Source organism: Arenibacter sp. 6A1 (genome assembly GCF_012272855.1).
GTDB lineage: Bacteria > Bacteroidota > Bacteroidia > Flavobacteriales > Flavobacteriaceae > Arenibacter.
In genome coordinates this window covers 16,015-39,198 of the sequence record NZ_JAAXCQ010000016.1, presented here as the reverse complement: position 1 = coordinate 39,198, position 23,184 = coordinate 16,015, and the positions used below count along the sequence as shown (strand labels likewise).

16 protein-coding genes are annotated in these 23,184 nt (G+C 38.4%); 14 read left to right on the top strand and 2 right to left on the bottom strand.

Annotation, left to right across the window (positions count from 1 at the left end; all coding sequences use genetic code 11):
- Nucleotides 1-226 precede the first annotated feature (226 nt).
- Together HCG49_RS14090 and HCG49_RS14085 are read left to right on the top strand one after the other, a co-directional pair.
- The gene (locus tag HCG49_RS14090; RefSeq protein ID WP_168470174.1) at nucleotides 227-3,184 is read left to right on the top strand and encodes an amidohydrolase family protein; all 2,958 of its coding nucleotides are present in this window, start codon (nucleotides 227-229) and stop codon (nucleotides 3,182-3,184) included.
- 12 nt (nucleotides 3,185-3,196) lie between these two features.
- Entirely contained in the window at nucleotides 3,197-4,495 is a 1,299-nt protein-coding gene (locus HCG49_RS14085) for an amidohydrolase family protein (RefSeq protein WP_168470173.1), read from the top strand.
- A 151-nt stretch (nucleotides 4,496-4,646) separates the two neighbouring features.
- Here HCG49_RS14085 and HCG49_RS14080 read toward each other — a convergent pair whose 3' ends face one another.
- The gene (locus HCG49_RS14080; protein ID WP_168470172.1) at nucleotides 4,647-5,447 is read right to left on the bottom strand and encodes a DUF6503 family protein; all 801 of its coding nucleotides are present in this window, start codon (nucleotides 5,445-5,447) and stop codon (nucleotides 4,647-4,649) included.
- 73 nt (nucleotides 5,448-5,520) lie between these two features.
- Here HCG49_RS14080 and HCG49_RS14075 point away from each other — a divergent pair, with 73 nt between their 5' ends.
- The 12 genes from HCG49_RS14075 (at nucleotide 5,521) to HCG49_RS14020 (ending at nucleotide 21,134) form a co-directional block, all read left to right on the top strand.
- On the top strand, nucleotides 5,521-6,330 hold the full coding sequence (locus HCG49_RS14075; RefSeq protein WP_168470171.1) for a TrmH family RNA methyltransferase: 810 nt from the start codon (nucleotides 5,521-5,523) through the stop codon (nucleotides 6,328-6,330).
- Nucleotides 6,331-6,438: 108 nt separating this feature from the next.
- Nucleotides 6,439-7,671, top strand: coding sequence for a M48 family metallopeptidase (locus HCG49_RS14070; protein WP_168470170.1), 1,233 nt, complete (start codon nucleotides 6,439-6,441; stop codon nucleotides 7,669-7,671).
- Between the two features lie 63 nt (nucleotides 7,672-7,734).
- Nucleotides 7,735-9,939 carry a RelA/SpoT family protein gene (locus HCG49_RS14065; protein ID WP_168470228.1) on the top strand — a complete coding sequence of 735 codons (2,205 nt, stop codon included), beginning with the start codon at nucleotides 7,735-7,737 and terminating at the stop codon, nucleotides 9,937-9,939.
- 42 nt (nucleotides 9,940-9,981) lie between these two features.
- Complete coding sequence (locus HCG49_RS14060; RefSeq protein ID WP_072765010.1) at nucleotides 9,982-10,428, top strand: Fur family transcriptional regulator; 447 nt, start codon at nucleotides 9,982-9,984, stop codon at nucleotides 10,426-10,428.
- A 21-nt stretch (nucleotides 10,429-10,449) separates the two neighbouring features.
- A complete protein-coding gene (locus HCG49_RS14055; RefSeq protein WP_072765009.1) occupies nucleotides 10,450-11,721 on the top strand; it encodes an adenylosuccinate synthase in 1,272 nt (423 codons plus the stop codon).
- A 114-nt stretch (nucleotides 11,722-11,835) separates the two neighbouring features.
- The gene (locus tag HCG49_RS14050; protein ID WP_205764410.1) at nucleotides 11,836-13,542 is read left to right on the top strand and encodes an OstA-like protein; all 1,707 of its coding nucleotides are present in this window, start codon (nucleotides 11,836-11,838) and stop codon (nucleotides 13,540-13,542) included.
- A 1-nt stretch (nucleotide 13,543) separates the two neighbouring features.
- Nucleotides 13,544-14,725 (top strand): aspartate aminotransferase family protein, encoded by a 1,182-nt coding sequence (locus HCG49_RS14045; protein WP_168470169.1) that lies wholly within the window; start codon nucleotides 13,544-13,546, stop codon nucleotides 14,723-14,725.
- A gap of 97 nt (nucleotides 14,726-14,822) precedes the next feature.
- The gene (locus HCG49_RS14040; protein WP_168470168.1) at nucleotides 14,823-16,223 is read left to right on the top strand and encodes a tetratricopeptide repeat protein; all 1,401 of its coding nucleotides are present in this window, start codon (nucleotides 14,823-14,825) and stop codon (nucleotides 16,221-16,223) included.
- 28 nt (nucleotides 16,224-16,251) lie between these two features.
- Nucleotides 16,252-17,169 carry a DUF368 domain-containing protein gene (locus HCG49_RS14035; RefSeq protein WP_168470167.1) on the top strand — a complete coding sequence of 306 codons (918 nt, stop codon included), beginning with the start codon at nucleotides 16,252-16,254 and terminating at the stop codon, nucleotides 17,167-17,169.
- Nucleotides 17,170-17,183: 14 nt separating this feature from the next.
- A complete protein-coding gene (locus HCG49_RS14030) occupies nucleotides 17,184-18,203 on the top strand; it encodes a DUF368 domain-containing protein (protein ID WP_168470166.1) in 1,020 nt (339 codons plus the stop codon).
- Entirely contained in the window at nucleotides 18,175-18,939 is a 765-nt protein-coding gene (locus HCG49_RS14025) for a shikimate dehydrogenase family protein (protein ID WP_168470165.1), read from the top strand. Before HCG49_RS14030 ends, HCG49_RS14025 begins: the two co-directional genes overlap by 29 nt.
- Before the next feature lie 137 nt (nucleotides 18,940-19,076).
- Complete coding sequence (locus tag HCG49_RS14020; RefSeq protein WP_168470164.1) at nucleotides 19,077-21,134, top strand: DUF349 domain-containing protein; 2,058 nt, start codon at nucleotides 19,077-19,079, stop codon at nucleotides 21,132-21,134.
- A 472-nt stretch (nucleotides 21,135-21,606) separates the two neighbouring features.
- Here the strand turns inward: HCG49_RS14020 and rny are convergent, their stop codons facing one another.
- Entirely contained in the window at nucleotides 21,607-23,172 is a 1,566-nt protein-coding gene (rny, locus tag HCG49_RS14015) for a ribonuclease Y (protein ID WP_072765960.1), read from the bottom strand.
- Nucleotides 23,173-23,184: the final 12 nt, after the last annotated feature.

Sequence of the window (23,184 nt, the reverse complement as noted above, 5' to 3'; positions counted from 1 at the left end):
CCAATGGCCCGCCCGACAAAGGAGGGAACGCCCAAATCGAAATGCCCGATGTCTAGAAAAATTGACAAAGGATCCACATTTTTTTTCATGCTACCATATTAATCGATCACTTTCTTTTAGGCTTTGCTTATCGATCGCTTCCTAAATGTTAAAAAAAACCAAACGTCACGTCTAATTAGTTCCCGAATTTTATCTTTAGACACCTAATAAACAAACACTAATCTATATGAAAATGCGATTTCTAGCGCTCGCCACCTTATGGTGTAGCGTTTCCTTGTTTGCACAGGATTACTTCCCTAACAATGAAGGCGTAAAGGCAGACAACAATAACTTTACTGCCTTCACCAATGCTAAAATTTACATCAGTCCGACTAAAATACTGGATAACGGGACCTTATTGATACAAAACGGCAAGGTCGTTCAGGCCGCGAAATCTGTTAGTATCCCAAAAAACACGGTGATTATAAATTTAGAAGGCAAATACATATACCCCTCTTTTATAGATATTTATTCAGATTTTGGGGTAGAAAAACCAAAAAAGGCTAGCAATGGCGGCAGAACGGCACAATACGGTCCATCGAGGGAAGGTTTTTATTGGAATGACCATATCATGTCCGAAAAAAATGCCCTTTCCAGCTTTAGTTTCGACGACAAAAAAGCCAAGGAATTACGGGAAGCCGGTTTTGGGGTGGTCAATACCCATATCCAAGACGGAATTGTACGTGGAACAGGGGCTTTAATTACGTTAAACAGTAATGGCACGGACAATGATAGAGTGCTCGACGACAAATCTGCACAGTATTTATCATTTAAAAAAAGTGTTACTAGCCAACAATCTTACCCTACATCGCTCATGGGATCTATGGCTTTATTGCGACAGATGTACCACGATATGGATTGGTATGCCAAGGGAAACAGCACCACTAAAGACCGCTCTTTGGAAGCCTTGATAGCACATAAAAATTTAGTTCAAATATTTGAAGCTAAAGACAAGGGACATATTTTAAGGGCCGACAAAATCGGCGATGCTTTTAACATCCAATATACTATTTTAGCCGGGGGCAACGAATTTGAAAGCATTAATGAAGTAAAAGCTACCAATGCTTCTTTGATAGTGCCTTTAAATTTTCCTGTCGCCTATGATGTTTCTAATCCATATCAGGCAGAATACGTTAGCTTGGAAGATATGCGTTTTTGGAACCAGGCGCCCACCAATCCTAAGGTATTGGCAGAGCATGGTGTAACTTTTAGCTTTACGCTACACGACTTAAAAGAAACTGCTAGTTTTAAATCAAACTTATTAAAAGCCATCGCCTACGGATTGCCGAAAGAAAAGGCCTTGGCAGCCCTTACAACGGTTCCTGCACAAATATTGGGAAAAACCAATCAGATAGGAAGCTTGGAAAAAGGATCCCTTGCCAATTTCCTGATCACCTCTGGCGATATCTTTGAAAAAGAAACCCTTCTTTATGAAAACTGGGTACAAGGCCAACAAAATATTATACTCGATAAAAATCAGAAAGATATCCGGGGCGAATACGATTTAGTAGCCGGCGAGAATACATATAAACTTTCTATTTCTGGGGAAATCAACAAGCCAAAGGTAGAGGTAAAAGAAGGAGAAGACAAACTCACTGCTAAAATAAATTTTGACAACCAATGGGTTGAACTTTCTTTTAATAACAAAGAAGGCGATAAGGTGTACCGTATGACCGCACCAGTAGATCCTTCCACGGACCTCTTGACAGGAAGATTATGGCTTCCTAACGGGTCAGAATCGACTTTTAAAGCGACCAAAACAGCGCCCTTCGATGAAAAGGAAAAGAAAGCTGACGCCAGTAATGACGACTCCTCAGAGGTATTGGCCCTTACCTACCCTAACCTTGGTTATGGATACAAAAGCAAAGCGCAACAAGAAACTATATTGTTTAAAAATGCTACCGTTTGGACTAGTGAAGATGCAGGAATATTAGAAGCAACCGATGTCTTGGTTAAAAACGGAAAAATAGCGAAAATAGGCAAAAACTTAAAGGCCAGTGGTGCTACTGTGGTAGACGCTACAGGAAAACACCTTACTGCTGGTATCATCGATGAACATACCCATATTGCAGCCTTGGCGGTTAATGAGAGTGGTCAGAACTCTTCTGCCGAAGTTACCATGGAAGACGTTGTAAACCCAGAACATATTGCCATTTACAGGAATTTGGCCGGTGGTGTCACTACGGCCCAATTATTACATGGATCGGCAAACCCTATCGGTGGCCGTTCTGCGATCCTTAAATTAAAATGGGGAGTAAGTGCCGATGAAATGATCTACAGCAATTCGCCCAAATTCATAAAATTTGCCTTGGGAGAAAATGTAAAACAGTCTAACTGGAACAGCTATAGCCGTTTCCCACAAACTAGAATGGGAGTAGAACAAATGCTGATCAATTACTTCCAAAGAGCTAAGGAATACGAGGCTAAAAAGAAAAGTGGACAGGCTTTTAGATACGATGAGGAAATGGAAGTCCTAGTAGAAATCCTTAACGGAGAACGTTTCATCAGTTGCCATTCCTATGTGCAAAGTGAGATAAATATGTTGATGAAGGTGGCCGAAAAATTCAATTTTAAGGTAAATACCTTTACCCATATTTTGGAAGGCTATAAGGTTGCCGACAAAATGAAAGAACACGGTGTTGGCGCCTCTACTTTTAGTGACTGGTGGGCCTATAAATATGAGGTAAACGATGCTATTCCGTACAATGCCGCCATTATGCAAAGTCAAGGTGTTACCGTAGCACTTAATAGCGATGATGCCGAAATGTCGAGAAGACTTAACCAAGAGGCTGCTAAAACCGTAAAATACGGTGGAATGACAGAGTTGGAAGCCTGGAAAATGATCACTATTAATCCGGCTAAATTGTTACATATAGACGAGCGTGTAGGGAGTATTAAAGAAGGAAAAGATGCCGATCTAGTCCTTTGGAACGATCACCCGCTATCGGTTTATGCCAAGGCAGAGAAAACCCTTATAGACGGGACGGTTTATTTTGACCTAGAAAAAGACAAACAACAAAGAGAGGCCATTAAAGCAGAAAGGAGTCAATTGATCAATTTAATGTTAAAAGAAAAAGGTAAGGGCGCAGCAACACAAGAGCCCCAAAAAAATACCGACGAACTATTTCATTGTGATAGCCTTTAAAATATAATAGAGATGAAAATAATTAGAAATATCATATCAGTAGTGCTACTAATTTGTAGTCTACCTAGTTTTGCCCAGCAAACACCAGCACCAAAACAATCGGAAGCTTTTTCTGTTGAAGGAGCCGTTGCCCACCTTGGAAATGGGGAAGTCATTGAGAATTCCTTAATTATGTTCCAAGACGGAAAAATTACTTTTGTAGGTGATGCCAAGACAAAAATAGCACGACAGGGAACCCTTATTAATGCTACAGGAAAACATGTGTATCCTGGATTTATAATTACTTGTACTTCCTTGGGACTTGTAGAAATAGACGCCGTAAGAGCAACAAACGACAAGGACGAAATAGGGGAAATGATTCCTCATATCCGCAGCTTAATTGCCTATAATGCAGAATCTAAAGTAGTAGAAAGCATGCGTCCCAATGGGGTGCTTATGGGGCAAATTTCACCTAAAGGGGGTACCATTTCCGGAACTTCCTCGGTAGTGCAATTCGATGCTTGGAACTGGGAAGATGCGGCGGTAAAAACAGATGACGGTATTCATTTGAATTGGCCCAATAGTTTTAAACAAGGTCGTTGGTGGCTAGGTGAAGATGCCGCTTTTAAACCCAATAAAGACTATGCCAAGGAGGTAGGCGATATAGAAACCTTCTTTAAAAATGCCATAGCATACGGAAAGACTACCCCGGCCTCGGTAAACCCTGCCTTTGCAGCTTCACAAGGTTTGTTTAGCGGAACTCAGAAGCTATATATTGCTGCCGATGGGGAAAAAGAAATCATAGATGCCGTTACCTTCGCCAAAAAATTGGGTATACAGCATATTGTTCTTGTAGGTGGGTATCATGCCTATAAGATCACAGACTTTTTAAAAGAAAACAAGGTAGCCGTTTTAGTAAGGGCCCCTCATAACTTACCTGAGTTTGATGACGACGATTATGATCTTCCTTTTAAACTACCTAAGTTATTATCCGATGCCGGTTTAGTAGTGGGGATACAAAATATGCACCAATCTAATTTCCAAAACAGAAACCTTCCATTTTACGCAGGGCAATTAGTTCAGCAAGGATTATCCAAGGAAAAGGCTTTACAGATGATTACCAGTAATCCTGCAAAGATTTTGGGTATAGATGCCGATTACGGAAGTTTGGAAGTTGGTAAAAGTGCTACACTGTTCATTTCGGAAGGCGACGCCTTAGACATGCGTACCAATCAATTGACGCGGGCATTTATAGACGGCAGGGATATTTCCCTAGAAACGCACCAGACAGAACTATGGAAGCGCTATATGGAAAAATACAATAGTAAATAATTACATTTGATCATAATACAGCTTAAAAAGGCTTGGAAACACTAAGTGTTTCCAAGCCTTTTTTTTATTTGTAAAAGAAAGAAGTAACGCCCCAAAATTAAGGCTTGTCGCCTGACGTCCATCAACAGGAGATAACTCTTTAAGGCATTCTTTATTGTCGTTTTTTTCCAGAGACGTACACAGCCCTCTCTGGTTTCTCAAAAAACAAGACAGGTTTAGCTTCTTCACTAAGCACAACATTTTTAAAAACCAAGGGAGTTTTAGGTTCCTTAATGGTCCGACCTTCATACTCGTACCAAGTAAGTTCCCTCGGCATGAGGACCCCATCGACATCCATCCAATTGTGATACCCTATCCACTTGACATTATCGGATCGCTCGCCACTGCGATAACTCACCGTATATCCCAACCAGGCCATCTTAAAAGTTTTGGGGTCATAATGTATATAATACTCATCTTTTGGAGTAATTCCCACACCAGCATGGAACCCAATCCGGAAACCAGGATAACTTACACCTTTAAAAACCAAGTCTTCGGTCTTTTCATATACAATTCCATTATCGCCTAAAATAAAAGGCATACTATAAAAATAAGTCATTAGGTTATGATAGAAAACCGGATCTCCTTTATAGGTGTTCCCTTCATTTAACAACCACACTTTGCTTCCGTTGAACCCCATAGAATATCCAGGACCATCTACCCTATCCATTCTGGAAGATAGATTTAGCGTATGTACTTCTTCCCCTAATTGAAACACCATACTTTTTTTGCGTTTCCAGGTCGCCATTCCGCCATGGGCCTCAAATACTTTGGCTAGCATTGGGGGGTATTGGGACATTACCGACTGCTGTTGCTCTTTGGTTTCTTTAATTTTGTTCCTCGTCACATCCTTACCTTCCCCATTACAGCCCATTATACCTACCAGTAATAGGATCAACATGATATATTTCATAATTTCTATTTAAGTTAAAGCCTTTGTCGTCTAACTTGAAACTAGTTTACAATAATGTAGTATTTTTGCGCCGATGAGCTATATAAAAGAAATTACCAGCGTTCAGAATCCTATGGTTAGGAATACACTGTTGCTAAAAGAAAAATCGAGAGACCGTAAAAAGCAAAACCTTTTTGTCATAGAAGGTATTAAGGAATTACAGCTTGCCATGAAGGGCAATTATAGTTTGCGAACCTTATTTTATTATCCGGAACTTATATCCCAAGAGCAGCTTACCACTATGTTATCAGGCGTAGCTGTCCGTCCGGAAATCATTGCTATTTCGAAAGAGGTATATCAAAAATTGGCCCACCGCGATACCACCGAAGGTATCCTTGCCGTAGCGGAAACAAAAACACACCTTTTGGAATCGCTACAGTTTAAAAACAAAACCCCTTTGATTTTGGTAGCGGAAGCCCCGGAAAAACCAGGCAATATTGGTGCGCTCTTACGTACCGCGGACGCCGCCAATTTAGACGCCGTTATTATTGCCAATCCCAAAAGTGACCTTTACAATCCCAATGTCATACGCTCTAGTGTAGGCTGTGTTTTTACCAATAACATTGCAACCGGATCTACCACGGAGATCATTGCCTTTCTAAAAAAGCATAATATTGCCATTAATTGTGCTGCCTTAACTGCCTCAAAAGAATATATCAAGGTAGACTTTACTCCGGCAACTGCAATAGTTGTAGGCACCGAAGCGACAGGACTTTCTGAGGAATGGCTTCAAAATTCAGCCCAGAATATTATAATTCCCATGCAGGGCGAAATAGACTCTATGAACGTGTCCGTTTCGGCTGCAATAATTATCTTTGAAGCAAAAAGACAGCGAGGTTTTTAATACTAAAACCCCTTAACGACTCTTGGTCATTTCTAACTAAATTTAAAATAACCCCTACAAAGAAGGTTAGGCATTGATAATTGAAACCTTTAAACTTCCTACCTATTTATGAATAGTGATTCTCTCTTTTATATTATTATAGCCATATTGGTCCTTCAGTTCTTCATTGAAACGTTTTTAGAATACCTAAACTCGAAGCATTATTCCGATCCCATACCGCAGGATTTAAAGGATGTATTTGATGAGAATGAATACAAAAAATCACAGGCTTATAAAAGAACAAATTATAGGTTTGGCTTGTTCTCTTCTACCTTTTCTATAGTTTTAACCTTAGGCTTCCTAGTCTTTGGAGGATTTGGTTGGGTAGACGGCATAGCCCGCAGCTTCAGCGAAAACCCCATAGTCGTAGCCCTTGTTTTCTTTGGTATAATAATGATAGGAAGCGATATAGTGACCACTCCTTTTTCGTACTATCGAACTTTTGTAATAGAAGAAAAATTTGGTTTTAACAAGAGCACAAGGACGCTGTTCTTTCTCGACAAAATTAAAGGCTGGGTAATGACCATCCTCCTTGGTGGGGGTATGTTAGCCTTGGTAATCTGGTTTTTTCAATGGGCGGGTGCTAATTTTTGGATATATGCTTGGGGCCTGGTAGCTGTTTTTTCTATATTCCTGAATTTATTTTACAGCAAACTGATAGTTCCTTTATTCAACAAACAGACGCCACTCTCCCCTGGAAGTTTAAAGGATAAAATTGAAGCGTACGCTCAACAGGTAGGTTTTGAACTAAAAAATATTTTTGTGATCGACGGATCTAAAAGGTCTACCAAAGCAAATGCCTATTTTTCCGGTTTTGGGAAAGAAAAACGGGTAACCCTGTACGACACCCTTATTAAGGACCTCAACGAAGAGGAGATCGTAGCAGTTTTGGCCCATGAAGTTGGACATTACAAAAGAAAACATATCTTATTTAATCTTTCGGCATCTCTTTTACTCACAGGGATCACTCTTTTTGTTTTGTCTATTTTCATCAATAATCCGGAGCTATCCTTGGCCATAGGTGTTTCCCAGCCTAGTTTTCACGCTGCTTTAATCGGTTTTGGAATTCTATACAGTCCCATTTCTGAAATCACCTCTTTGGTCATGAACAATATGTCGCGGAAATTTGAATATCAGGCCGATAATTATGCCAAAATTACTTTTGGGTCCCAACCACTAATATCTTCCTTAAAAAAACTTTCTAAAAATAGTTTAAGCAACCTTACCCCTCATCCAGCCTATGTGTTTATGCATTACTCCCATCCTACACTAGCCGATCGCATTAAAAATTTAAAGAGTTGATTTTTGTTGCCTACTCGCTAAGATTATGTTATTTTTATTTCAAGACGATAGATGTATTTTATGATGACAGAAGATGCCATAGAGAAAGAAAACAAGGAGATTGCCAAGCAATATAAAGAATTGCTTCGTATCAGTTATCAAACGCTGACTGATGAGGACAAGAAGTTAATTCGTAGCGCTTTTGATACCGCTGTTGATGCTCATAAAAATCAAAGAAGAAAATCTGGGGAAGCTTATATTTTTCATCCAATAGCAGTCGCAAAGATTGTAGCCTCGGAAATAGGGCTGGATGCAGTTTCTATAGCATCGGCCTTGTTACATGATGTGGTCGAGGATACGGAATACACCCTTGCCGATATAGAACGCATGTTTGGGGAAACCGTTGCTCGCATTGTCGACGGCCTTACTAAAATTGCCCACCTGAAAAAGGATATGAATATCTCGCAACAGGCAGAAAATTTTAGAAAAATGCTCCTAACCCTAAACGATGACGTAAGGGTTATTATCATAAAAATTGCCGATCGTTACCACAATATGCTTACCATGGATTCTATGCCAGAGCATAAGCAAGTAAAGATCGCCTCTGAAACCCTCTATATTTATGCCCCTTTGGCCCATAGAATAGGCCTTTACAATATAAAAACGGAACTTGAGGATTTAAGTCTTAAATATACCGAACCAGAGGTATATTCCGATATTCTGAGTAAAATAGAAGAATCCAAGGAAGACCAACGAGCCTATATAGATGCTTTTTCGGGAGTAATCAGTAATTCCTTGGACAAGGAGAACCTTCAATACAAAATTAAAGGAAGGATGAAATCTATATTTTCCATACGACGGAAAATGAAGATTCAGAACGTTTCCTTTGATGAGATTTACGACAAGTTTGCCATTCGTATCATTTATGATTCGGACAAACAAAACGAGAAATTTCTGGCTTGGAAAATTTACTCCATCGTCACCGACCACTTTACACCAAACCCGGTACGACTCCGGGACTGGATATCTTCTCCTAAATCTACCGGATATGAGGCCCTTCACATTACTGTTATGGGGCCTAAAGGGCGATGGGTAGAAGTACAGATTCGGAGCGAAAGGATGCATGAAATCGCAGAGAAAGGCTACGCTGCCCACTTTAAATACAAACATGGCGACCAAAAGGAACAAGGTATTGAGGAATGGTTGAACAAACTACAGGAAGCCTTAGAAAACGCCAATTCAAACGCAGTAGATTTTGTAGAGGAATTTAAATTAAACCTATATTCCAAGGAAATATTTGTTTTTACGCCTAAAGGAGAATTAAAATCACTCCCCAAAGGAGCTACCCCTCTAGATTTTGCCTTTAATATCCATACGGAAGTAGGGATGCATACCCGTGGCGCCAAGGTAAACGGAAAACTGGTACCGTTAAACACCACCTTAAACAGTGGAGACCAGGTAGATATTATCACCTCCGTCACAGCCAAACCTAGCCAACACTGGTTAGATTATGCTACTACGGCAAGAGCAAGAGCAAAAATTAAATCCTCCCTTCGAGAAGAGAAGAAATCGACTGCCGAGGAAGGCAAGGAAATCCTTAGAAGGAAACTTAAATCCCAAAAAATCAGTTTTAACGACGATACCATTCACAAAATGGTAATCTTTTTTAAACTAAAAACAAGTCTAGATTTATTTTACAGGGTAGGAATAGGGGTTATTGACAACCAAAAAATCAAGGAATTTGCTGCCTCTTACAGCAATGCCTTTATCAGTTTCTTTAAAAATAAAATACGAAAACAACATGTTCCCGAAGATGTAGACAAGGATGAAATAACCACGAAATTTGACACCCTTGTGTTCGGGAAAGAAGAAGACAAACTAGAGTTTACATTATCGCAATGTTGCAATCCTATTCCCGGCGATGAAGTTTTTGGTTTCATCAGCGTTAACGAGGGAATAAAAGTGCATAAAAAGAATTGTCCAAATGCCATTTCACTGCAATCCAATTATGCATATAGGATAATTAGTGCGAAATGGATAGATTCTTCACAAGAAGAGTTTACATCGGAAATAATCCTTACCGGCCTAGATAATTTAGGATTGATCAGTGACATCACTAAAATCATATCGGGCAACCTGCATGTAAACATGAGAAACCTTAATTTTAGTACCGATGGCGGTACTTTTACCGGAAGAATTACCCTTGTTGTAAAAAACAATTCTATCCTTAAAAAAGTTATAGAAAGTCTAAAGGGCATTAACGGTATCGATAAAGTAACCAGAATTTAAATTTTAACTGTACATTTGCAGCTTAATGCTGGGCAAACTGCTATGGGAGATAATACAAATCAGGAAATAGTCAAAAATGTTTTCACCACTTTTCTAGAGGAAAATGGTCATAGAAAGACACCAGAACGTTATGCTATTTTACAAGAAATATATGATAATGACGAGCATTTTGACATAGAATCACTCTATATCAAAATGAAAAATAAGAACTATAGGGTTAGTAGGGCCACGCTTTACAATACCATTGAATTATTATTGGATTGTAAATTGGTACGAAAGCATCAATTTGGTAAAAACCAGGCCCAATATGAAAAATCTTATTTCGACAGACAGCACGATCATGTTATCCTAACGGATACCGGAGAGGTTATGGAGTTTTGCGATCCCCGTATCCAATCCATCAAAAAAACTATAGAGGAAATTTTTGACATTAAAATAAACACTCATTCCCTCTATTTTTACGGGACAAGAAACAAAGAAGACAAATAATTAATCCAATTACATAATATAATGGCAGTAGATTTACTACTAGGACTACAGTGGGGAGACGAAGGAAAAGGAAAAATCGTTGATGTACTAACCAAAGACTATGACATAATTGCCCGTTTTCAGGGAGGCCCAAATGCGGGACACACCTTGGAGTTCGACGGAATTAAACATGTTCTACGTACTATCCCCTCAGGTATTTTTCATAAGGAATCCGTGAATGTTATCGGGAATGGTGTGGTTATAGACCCTGTAGTTTTTGTAAAAGAACTAGAAGGCTTGGATAAATTTAAGATCGATTATAAAAAAACATTGATCGTATCCCGAAAAGCCCATATCATTATTCCAACGCACCGTTTATTGGATGCCGCTAGCGAAACCAGTAAAGGAAAAGCTAAAATAGGCTCTACCTTAAAAGGTATTGGCCCCACTTATATGGATAAAACCGGCAGAAACGGAATTCGTATAGGCGACCTTGAATTAGAAAATTGGAAAGAAAAATATCGCGCGCTAGCTAATAAGCACGAATCTATGATCAGCTTCTACGATGTAGCCATAGAATACGATCTAGAAGAACTGGAAAAAGAATTTTTTGCCGCAGTCGAAAAATTAAAGGAATTACAGTTTATCGATAGCGAAGAATACCTTAACAGTGCCATCAAAGAAGGTCAAACTATTTTAGCTGAAGGCGCACAGGGATCTTTATTAGATATTGATTTTGGTACTTATCCGTTTGTTACTTCTTCTAACACTACAGCAGCTGGTGCTTGTACAGGTTTGGGAATCGCCCCTAATAAGGTTAAGGAAGTATACGGTATTTTTAAAGCCTATACAACCCGTGTTGGTTCTGGCCCATTCCCTACTGAATTATTTGACGAAGTAGGCTTAAAAATGGCTAAGATCGGTAACGAATTTGGTGCTGTAACAGGAAGACCAAGACGCTGTGGATGGTTAGACCTTATAGCTTTGAAATACGCAGTTCAAGTGAACGGTGTTACTCAATTAATGATGATGAAAGGCGATGTACTTTCTGGCTTTAAAACCATTAATGTTTGTACTGCCTACAAATATAAAGGAGAGATCATAAACCATTTCCCTTATAATATTGAGCCAGAGAACGTTACTCCTGTTTATACTGAATTAAAAGGATGGAACGAAGATTTAACTGGTATGACAGAAGCTTCTCAATTACCACAGGCTTTAAACGATTATATCGAATTTTTGGAAAAAGAACTTGAAGTGCCTATTAAAATTGTTTCGGTAGGCCCAGACAGAACACAAACCATTCATAGATAAGAGTTAAAAAGCCACTGTAAAGTGGCTTTTTTATTTCTACTCTTATACTAATTCTATCCTAAACTATATTATCCTCACTCAAAATATGCTATTTTTGAGCAAAAATTAAACACCTTGCACAAGTTAGTATTCTTTTTATTTGCAGCTCTCTTAGCTTATCATAGCCCGGCGCAAGATAAACAACCCCAAAAAAAACAAATAAACATTGTTTACGGTGGTACCTTTACCAAAGACGAGAAACTGTATCCCGGTGCAGCTATTTTCAGGAAAGATGAGCAACAGGTACAATTTGAACATCAAGGCGCCGACTTATGGTGCGATATTGCCATCTTTTACCAGAAAGAGAATAAGCTAAAAGCCATTGGCAATATCCGTTTACAACAAGGAGATTCCCTAAAGATGACCAGTGGCAAAATAGACTACAATGGTAACGTAAAACTGGCAAAAGCATGGGACAATGTTGTACTGACAAACTCTAGTATGACCCTTACTACCGATACCCTAAGGCTTGACCGAGAAAAGCAAGAAGCTTTTTACCAAGACCATGGTACCGTAGTAGATTCTTCCAATACCCTGACAAGTAAAATAGGCCGTTATTTTATGCCTCTAAAAAAATTACAGTTTTTAGACAGCGTAAAAATCAACAATCCCGAATATACTATAGATTCTAAACAATTAGATTATTATACGACTTCAAAGAATGTCTATATGTACGGACCTTCAACCATTACAGGGGAAGCCTATAAACTGTATTGCGAACGTGGATTCTACGACACAAAAATAGAAAGTGGTTACGGCATCAAAAATACCCGAATAGACTACAACAACAGAATTATTCAAGGCGACAGTCTTTTCTTTGACAAGAAATCGGAATTTGCTTCTGCCACCAATAACATCACCATCACCGACACCATTAACAAGGGAATCATAAGGGCTCATTATGCCGAAATACACAAGGCCAAGGATTCTGTCTTTGCTACCAAACGTGCCGTATCAATTACCTTGGTAGAAAAAGACTCCCTTTATATGCACGGAGATACTTTAATGATCACCGGAAAACCCGATGAACGTATCTTAAGAACCTTTAGAAATGCCAAATTTTACAAAAAAGATCTTAGCGGCAAATGCGATTCTATTCATTTCGACCAAAAGACAGGAATAACACAACTCATTAAAGCCCCTATTATTTGGAACGGAAAAAACCAGATGACCGGGGACAGCATTCATTTGCTCACGAATTTAAAAACCGAAAAACTCGATTCGCTCAAGGTAATCAATAATGCCTTTATCATAGCCTTGGACACGGTTAGCAACACTGGCTATAACCAAGCAAAGGGAAAAGATTTGTTTGGACAGTTTATAGACAATGAGCTAAAAATCATTGATTTGGTAAAGAATACCGAGGTCATTTACTATATGTACAACGACAAGAAAGAACCTATAGGCATTAACAAAAGTATCTGTAGTGCTATCCGATTAACGATGGACAAAAACGATATTGAAGACATCTACCTCAATATCAATGCCGATGGGGATATTTTTCCGGAAAAAGATTTACCCGATAATAGCCGAAAATTAAAAGGTTTTATTTGGAGAGGAGAAGAACGGATACTTACTATGGAAGATATCTTCGACGAGGACGACAACAATCTAGTACTCCCTACCATTAGAGGCATAGAAAACCCTATAGACATAGATGCTGAGGAAGAAGAGCGTTCTAAAAACCAAGGAGACCCCATTAACCAACCAGAAAAAAATAGACCAAGCACAGCACCTTCTAAAACAAAAACTGCCTTAACAAAAGCCAAACAAGAACCTTAAAATGCTTCACGATTTTTTTAAATATCAGGCTCAGACTAGCCCACACCCTTTAGCCATGGAAGTTTCCCATGCCAAGGGGTCTTATATTTATGATTCCCATGGCAAGGCTCATTTAGATTTTGTAGCCGGCGTTTCTGCCTGTGGCCTTGGGCATTGTCACCCAAGAGTGGTAAAGGCCATCCAAGAACAAGCAGAGAAATATATGCATGTTATGGTATATGGAGAGTATATTCAGGAGCCTGCCGTAGCCTATGCCAAGCTTTTAGCAAAACACCTGCCCGATCCTTTAGAGTCCACTTATCTGGTAAACTCGGGAACAGAAGCGATGGAAGGTGCCATAAAATTAGCCAGACGATATACAGGAAGAACACAAATTTTAGCAGCAAAGAAGGCCTATCATGGAAATACCATGGGAAGCCTAAGCTTAATGGGATATGAAGAGCGAAAAAGCGTTTTTAGGCCACTTATTCCCGATGTTGGCTTTATTCAGTTTAATGCGGAAGAAGATCTGGTACGTATCACGGAAAAAACAGCCGCGGTCGTTTTGGAAACCATACAAGGAGGAGCGGGCTTTATATTGCCAAAAAATGATTATTTACAGAAGGTTAGACAACGATGTTCAGAAGTTGGCGCCCTACTTATTTTAGATGAAATACAGCCGGGATTTGGAAGGACTGGAAAGTTATTTTCTTTTGAGCACTTCAATTGTGTTCCGGACATTTTGGTAATAGGCAAAGGGATGGCTAGCGGGATGCCTGTAGGTGCATTTGTATCTTCCAATAAAATAATGCAGTCATTGCAAGATAGTCCGAAACTCGGACATATTACTACCTTTGGCGGAAACCCTGTTATAGCAGCTGCCTGTTTGGCAACCTTGGAGGAGTTGACGGAATCCCAACTGATTGCCGACACCTTAAAAAAGGAAAAGCTTTTCAGAAAACTTTTAAAACATCCGAAAATTACCGAAATACGCGGGAAAGGCTTAATGCTTGCCATTATGGTAAACAGCCCGGAATTAGCCAATGAATTGGTTCTTAAATGCGCCCAAAGGGGTCTTATTCTGTTTTGGTTGCTATTTGAACCTACAGCGGTGCGGATTTCACCCCCATTAACCCTCTCTGAAGAGGAAATTATGGCTGGGTGTGCTATTATCCTAGAAGTTTTAGATACATCGCAATTATAAATTGTTAACTAATTTGTTAATAATATAGTCCCGACCCCCCGTAAATACAATTCTCAAAAGACTATTTTAGTTTCATAAGATTAATCAAAGAGTTCCTATGGCGTTAGAACCGAATGAAAGACCTGGACCACCCATTACAAAGTTTGAATCCATGCTCAAGACAGATGACATATACTTCTTTGACGCAGAGGATTTCGAGGACATCATACACCATTACTTAAACAACGGCAAAATTGCCTTGGCCAAAAAGGCTATAAAAATTAGTTTAGAACAGCATCCCGACAGTGTCGAATTGAAGCTGTTATTTGTTGAAGTCCTTGTCTTTGAAGACAACTTGGATCTGGCCGAACAACTACTTGACGAATTACAGTCTATTGATAGTAGCAACGAAGAAATTTACATTCAGCGTGCCAACATATTTTCTAAAAAAGACAATCATGAGGCCGCAGTAATGCTCTTACATGAGGCTCTTAACCTTACCGATGATAGTTTTGACATTCATTCCCTACTAGGTATGGAGTATCTATTTATGGATAATTTTGAAGATGCAAAACTCAACTTCATGAAATGTGTTTCGCATGACGAACATGATTACCAATCGCTCTACAATGTCATCTATTGTTTTGAGTTCTTGGAAGAACATGATGGTGCCATCTTATATCTGAACGATTACTTAGAGCGAAACCCGTATAGCGAAGTTGCTTGGCATCAGCTGGGAAAAATGTATTTTGAGAAAAAACTGTACAAAGAGGCCTTGGCTGCATTTGATTTTGCGGTTATTTCGGATGATACCTTTATTGGAGCCTACTTTGAAAAAGGAAAGGTTTTGGAAAAACTGGGCCGATACAATGAAGCTATAGAAAACTACGAGATCACTATTGAAATGGAAGACCCCACTTCTCATGCCTATTTGAGAATCGGGAGGTGCCATGAAAAGTTACAAAATGAGGAGTTAGCAAAGTCATTTTACTACAGAACTGTACACGAAGACCCTTTATTAGACAAGGGATGGCTAGCCATTACGGACTATTATATTCGACAAAAAGATTTCACAAAAGCCCTTTTTTATATTAATAAGGCCATTAATCTAGATGGCGAGAATGCCAAATACTGGAAAAAATGCGGACGCATACACGCCACCTTAAAAAACAATGACGAGGCCTATTATGCCTACCAACAGGCGGTAGACTTAGGATATTTTGAATTTGATATATGGTTTCATTGGGCCAATGTTGCGATCCAAAACTTTGATGTACCCTCGGCCATTGAAATATTATTGCAAGGGATCGTTTTTTATCCAGATCGCTCAGAAATGCAATATAAATTAGCAGGCTTTTACTTATTGATCAGCGATTTCGAAAAAGCTCAGCACCAACTAATCAATGCTTTAAAAATAGATATAGGACAGTTACATTTATTCAAGAAGGAGTTTCCGCAATTTTACCATACGGACTGGGCGAAAAACTTAATCCAAGATATCAAAAAAGCTTCCAGATAAATAAACTATTTTTGTTTTTTTATCAACTATGGAAAAACGCAATCTTTTAAATTATATTTTTATATCCCTAAAAGGAATGGCCATGGGTGCTGCTGATGTAGTACCCGGGGTTTCAGGAGGCACCATCGCCTTTATCTCTGGTATTTACGAAGAACTTATCAGTAGTATTAACAACGTGAACTTATCGCTCTTAAAAACCTTTAAAAAAGAAGGTTTTACTTCTTTTTGGAAACAATTAAACGGTAATTTTTTACTTGCCTTAGTCTCAGGCATAGCAATTAGCGTAGTTTCCTTGGCCAAATTAATCAGTTGGCTATTAGAAAATCAGGCTATTCCGCTTTGGTCCTTCTTTTTTGGCCTTGTTATTGCCAGCGTCTTTTTCGTAGGCAAGGAAATACAACGCTGGAATACCGCCACCATATTGATGTTAGTTCTTGGCGCGGTAGTGGCCTATTTTATTACCACCCTACCCCCTTCTACGAATACCGACTCCCTCCTTTACTTGTTTTTCTCGGGAGCTTTGGCTATTTGCGCTATGATTTTACCTGGTATATCAGGAGCCTTTATTCTTGTTTTATTAGGATCGTATAAAACCATCCTTGAAGCCGTTCATGAACGCGATCTTAAAATAATTGTAACTGTAGGTTTTGGGGCTATTTTTGGGTTATTGAGTTTTTCTAAGCTCTTAAAATGGATGTTTGCGCACCATAAGAACCTTACCCTCGCCATTCTAACAGGCTTTATTCTAGGTTCGCTTAACAAAATATGGCCATGGAAAGAAGTGTTGGAAACAAAAACCTTTGGCGAAAAAATAATTACTATTAAGGAACAAAACATTTCACCTCTTTCCTTTGATGGCGATCCTCAAATATTATGGGCCGTTCTATTAGGTATCCTAGGTTTTTCCCTTATTTTTATGCTAGAAAAGTTAGCTACTAAAAAATAAACATTACCTCCCAAATGAAAGACTCCAGAACATTGTCGGATAAATTCTTTTTGATTATCAAAGGACTGTGTATGGGGGCTGCAAATAAAGTACCTGGTGTCTCTGGAGGCATTGTTGCCTACGTCGGTGGTTTTTACGAGGAATTCATATATTCCCTTCAAAAAGTCAACTTAAAAGCCTTAAAACTTTTGGCAAGCGGAAGGTTTAAGAGTTTTTATAGCTATACCAATGGAGAATTTTTATCGCTTCTAATTCTTGGAATGCTGGTAAGCTATTTTAGTATTTCTAAAATCTTGGATTATTTTTTAGAAACTAGGGAGCTTTTTGTTTGGGCTAGCTTTTTCGGGATGATCCTTGGCTCTATTTACTTTATCGCTAAGGACTTTAACCATTGGAACAAGAAAACTATTACAGCCGGCATGTTAGGTCTTTTAGTAGGCATCTCCATAAGCTTTCTTAGTCCGGCCCGGGAAAACGGCAACCTGGTTTTTATTTTTTTCTGCGGTATAATAAGTGTTTCTGGAATGACTTTACCTGGATTATCCGGATCCTTTATCCTAATCTTACTAGGAAACTACGTTTTATTGTTGGTCGATTCTGTAAATGCCCTTTACGACACTTTATCCGAAATCCTGATAGGCAACTTTAGTTTTCTAGAAAACTCAAAGCGCCTGAACACCTTAAAAATATTAGCTGTCTTTACAGCAGGATCAGCGGTAGGCCTGGTTACTTTATCACATTTGTTAAGCTATGTATTAAAACGGTACAAACATATTACCACTGCGGTAATTATTGGTTTTATAACCGGCTCCTTAGGAGTGGTCTGGCCTTGGAAAAGAACTCTTTTCCTTACAGCTGACGATGGCAACCTAATAATGGATTCAAACCAAAATCCTATCATAAAAAATTACGAAAGATATTTACCACAATTAGAGTCTACAGAAACATGGTGGGCTTTATTTTTTATCTTATTTGGAATATTCATTTTAATAGGTTTGGATTGGTATGGAAATAACAGAGAAAAAAAAGTTTAGATTTGGTTTGATAGGAAAAAACATTTCCTATTCATTTTCAAAAGGGTATTTTACTAATAAGTTTTCAAAAATGGGACTAGACACCCATTCTTATGAAAATTTTGACTTGGAAGAAATAACAGAATTTACTAATCTTCTAAAAGACAACAATAATATCGTAGGTTTTAATGTGACCATTCCCTACAAGGAACAAATAATGCCTCTATTAACTAAGATTCAACCAGAAGCACAAAAAATAGGAGCAGTAAACACCATAAAAGTCATTGGAAACAATACGTATGGTTACAATACAGACGCCCATGGGTTTCAACAATCTATTGCACCCCACTTAAAAGCTCACCACAGCAAAGCTCTTATCTTAGGTACTGGTGGCGCTTCTAAAGCAGTGGCCCATGTTTTCGCTGAATTGGGGATTCGTTATAAATTTGTTTCGCGAAACCCCGCAGAAGGACAACTGCAGTATAGGGACCTTAATAGGGACATCATGGACAATTACTCAGTGATAGTCAATTGCACTCCTTTAGGAACCTTTCCCAATATAGAAGATAAACCAACCATTCCATATTCACTTATTACAGAAAAACACCTCCTCTACGATTTAATTTATAATCCAGAAAAAACAGCCTTCCTTTTGGCAGGAGAAGCACAAGGAGCCCAGATCTGTAACGGAGCAAACATGTTGGAGCTACAGGCAGAAAAAGCTTGGTCCATATGGAATTCTAATGAGGAATTATAAGTAAGGAAGAAATTTTAAGATACATTTTGCATTTTTCACTGCTAAATCTTAAAAAGAAGATTCATTAGCTTTGCTATTAAAACGGTTGTTAGTATATTTCCGTATATTAGAATAAGAAAGCTATAAACATTCATAAAATGTTAGAAGACAAAGAAGATAAACTACAAAATAATGTAGAGACAGAAGAAGTTTCAGAGACCTCTGAATCCTCCAAAAATTCAGAAATAACATCTGAAACAACAACCACAAATACAGGAGATCAAGAATCTGTTGCCGATATAGATACAACATCAGCTATGGCAGAAACATCCACTAAAAAAGATGGCGGCGAAGAGAAAGAAGATGTATTGGAAGAAATTGATGAATCTAATGCCGAAGATGCCGAGGACGAAGACAATCAACAAAGACACCAGATCCCTATGCCCGACTACCATGCCATGTCCATGGAAAATCTGGTTGGAGAATTACAACGCTTGATCCGTAACGAAAAGGTACAAGCGATAAAGAAGCATGTAGAAGGCATAAAAGCTGAATTCGACTTAAAATTTCAAGATTTTATAGAGGAAAAGAAGGAAGACTTTATAAATAATGGCGGTAATGAAATAGATTTTCGATACAATTCGGTTACCAAGCGTCAGTATAATGAAGTTTATTCCGAATATCGCGAAAAAAGAAACCTCTATTATAAAAATTTAGAACAGGGACTTAAAGCCAATTTAGCCAAGAGACTAGAAATAATCAATGAGTTAAAGGGCCTTGTAAATGTCGAAGAAGACATCAACACCACCTATAAAAACTTCAAGGACTTACAGGAAGCTTGGAAAAATGCAGGCCCTATTCCAAGAACAAACTACAATGATGTTTGGCGTACTTACCACCATCATATTGAAATTTTTTACGACTTTTTACACCTCAATAGAGAGTTGCGCGATTTAGATTTTAAACATAATCTAGAAGAAAAAATTAAGATAGTAGAACGTGCCGAAGCCCTAGTTGCGGAAGAAGATTTATCTAAAGCCTTCCAAGAACTACAAACCCTGCACAAAATCTGGAAAGAAGATATAGGCCCTGTAGGCAAGGACCATAGAGAAGCTATCTGGGAACGCTTCAGCAATGCCACCAAAGCTCTTCATGGCCGTAGGCAAGAATACTTTAAAGACATTGAAAAAGTATACGAGCAAAACTTAGCCAAGAAAACAGAAATTACCCAAGCTATTAGCGCTATAGCTTCCAACGTTTCTCAGAAACACAAAGAGCTTCAACAACAGATAAAAGAGGTCGAAGCGCTTCGAGAGTCGTTCTTCAAGGCAGGGAAGGTTCCACAAAAGGTAAATGAAAAAACTTGGGCAAGCTTCAAGGAAGCTGTTAGGGAATTTAATAGAAACAAAAACAACTACTATAAAAACCTAAAGAAAGAACAGCAGATAAATCTTGATAAAAAAAGAGATTTATTAAAACTTGCCGTTTCCTTAAAGGATAGTGAAGATTGGGATACGACTACCCAAGAATTAAAAAGGATTCAGAACGAATGGAAAAAAATCGGACATGTCCCAAGAAAGTATTCGGATAAAATATGGAAAGAATTCAAAGCCGCTTGCAACCATTTCTTTGACCGTTTACACGCCTTAAAAAATGAAGCACACAAGGAAGAAGCTGAGAATTTTGATCTAAAAAATGCATGTTTAGAAAAACTAAAAGCTTTTGAACTAAGTGGGGATAAATCCAAAGATTTAAGCAGCATAAAAGAATTCATATCAGAATGGAAATCTATAGGCAGGGTTCCTTTTAACAAAAAGAACATTAATGTTAAGTTCAACAAAATTCTTGATGCAATTTTCAAAAAACTAAACATCAACAAACAAGAAGCAGAATTGCTCAAATACGGCAATAAGATTCAGCAATTGGCTAATAATGACAATGAATATGCTATCTCTAACGAACGCACTTTTATTAGAAGAAAAATAGACGAAAGCAAAAATGAGGTCAGACAATTGGAGAACAACCTTCAATTCTTCTCCAACGCTTCGGAAGACAATCCATTAGTTAGAGAGGTGATTAAGAATATTGAAAATCACAAAGCCGCTTTAGCTACCTGGAAGGAAAAGCTTAAAAAATTAAATATTTTAGAAAACAATTTAATTAAAGAAGCGGAAGATGCCGAGAATGACGAAGCAGAAACCACGAAGGAAGAGTAATCCGACATTGTTTTTAAACCTATAACCAAACAGCCTGTTTTTATTAACAGGCTGTTTTATTTTATAGACACAACTAGTTCTCCTATCTCTAAACCTCTATTACAGCGGTAAATAACCCCACAGAACAACACTCTTACAAAAGACCCTGCCACCAACACAGGCAAGCTTAGAACGATTCTTACAGCGATAGTGCCAAGCTAAATCAGATCAAGCTACTACTTGCCAACCAAGCTTATAGACAAGCAATGAAAGCCAAAGAAACAGACTATTATTACCGGGATTTTCTGAAATCACCGGAAATAATTTGAATTGAACCTACCAAAAACTGATCGCAATGCGTATTACATAGAATCGCTAAAGCCAATAAATACCTGATTATAAAATTGTATTAACCTAATTATATAGTAGCACCAAATAAAAAAAGCCAGCTGAATCAGCTGGCTTTTCTCCCTTATATAAAAATACTCTTGGATTATTTAGCTACGTTTACAGCTCTAGTTTCTCTTATTACAGTAACCTTTACTTGCCCTGGATAAGTCATATCAGTCTGTATTTTTTGAGAAATTTCAAAAGATAATTCAGCAGCCTTATCATCGCTAACTTTCTCACTTTCTACAATTACTCTTAACTCTCTACCGGCTTGGATGGCATACGCCTTTTGTACTCCTCCGAAACCAAAAGCTATCTCTTCTAAATCTTTTAATCTTTGGATATACGAATCTAACACCTGTCTCCTTGCCCCTGGTCTTGCGCCACTAATGGCATCACATACCTGAACAATTGGAGCAATAAGAGTTTTCATTTCTATTTCATCATGGTGAGCTCCAATGGCATTGCACACATCTGGTTTTTCACCAAATTTCTCAGCCCATTGCATCCCTAAGATAGCATGCGGTGTTTCTACTTCAGCCTCCGTATTTGGCACTTTACCTATATCATGTAAAAGTCCGGCACGTTTTGCCAATTTAGCATTAACTCCTAATTCGGCCGCCATAACCCCACAAAGCTTAGCTACTTCCCTAGAGTGCTGTAACAGGTTTTGTCCATAAGAAGAACGGTATTTCATTCTACCTACCGCCTTGATAAGTTCTGGATGTAAGCCATGAATACCAAGATCTATAACGGTACGTTTACCTATCTCTACGATCTCTTCCTCTATTTGTTTCTCGGTCTTTTTTACAATTTCTTCGATACGGGCAGGGTGAATTCTTCCATCAGTCACCAATTTATGCAATGATAAACGAGCCACCTCTCTTCTAACCGAATCAAAACAAGAAAGAATAATAGCCTCTGGGGTATCGTCAACTATAATTTCTACTCCTGTAGCAGCTTCTAGAGCTCTAATATTCCTACCTTCTCTTCCGATGATCCTACCTTTTACATCATCCGACTCTAGGTTAAAGACAGACACGCAGTTTTCTACCGCTTCTTCGGTACCGATACGTTGAATTGTATTGATCACTATTTTTTTAGCCTCTTGCTGTGCGGTCAATTTTGCTTCTTCTATGGTCGACTGGATAAAAGCCATCGCGTCAGACTTCGCATTATCCCTTAGCGACTCTAACAGTTGTGATTTTGCCTCATCTGCCGATAGCCCAGATATCACTTCTAATTGTTGTACTTGACTCTTATGCAAGCGTTCTACTTCGGCTTGTTTTTTATCGAGAAGGTCGCTCCTAAAATTAACATCACTCAGCTTTGCATCTAATTCCTCACTTAGTTTTCTTCCTTTTGCAAGTTCACTACTTACTTGCGACTCTTTATCTCTAGTACGTTTTTCCGCTTCTGCTATCTTTTTGTCTTTATTTACGATTACCTTTTCATGCTCTGCCTTTAGCTCTAAAAACTTTTCCTTAGCTTGAAAAATTTTATCCTTTTTGGTATTCTCTCCTTCAACGGTAGCTTCTTTAACAATAATTGCCGCTTCATTCTTAGCATTGGCGATAATTTTAGAGGCTTTGCCTTTTTCCAAAAACTTAGCAATGGCAAAACCAATTGCCAATCCAACCAAACCTATTATAATTGATGTACTTTCCATATATATATTGAA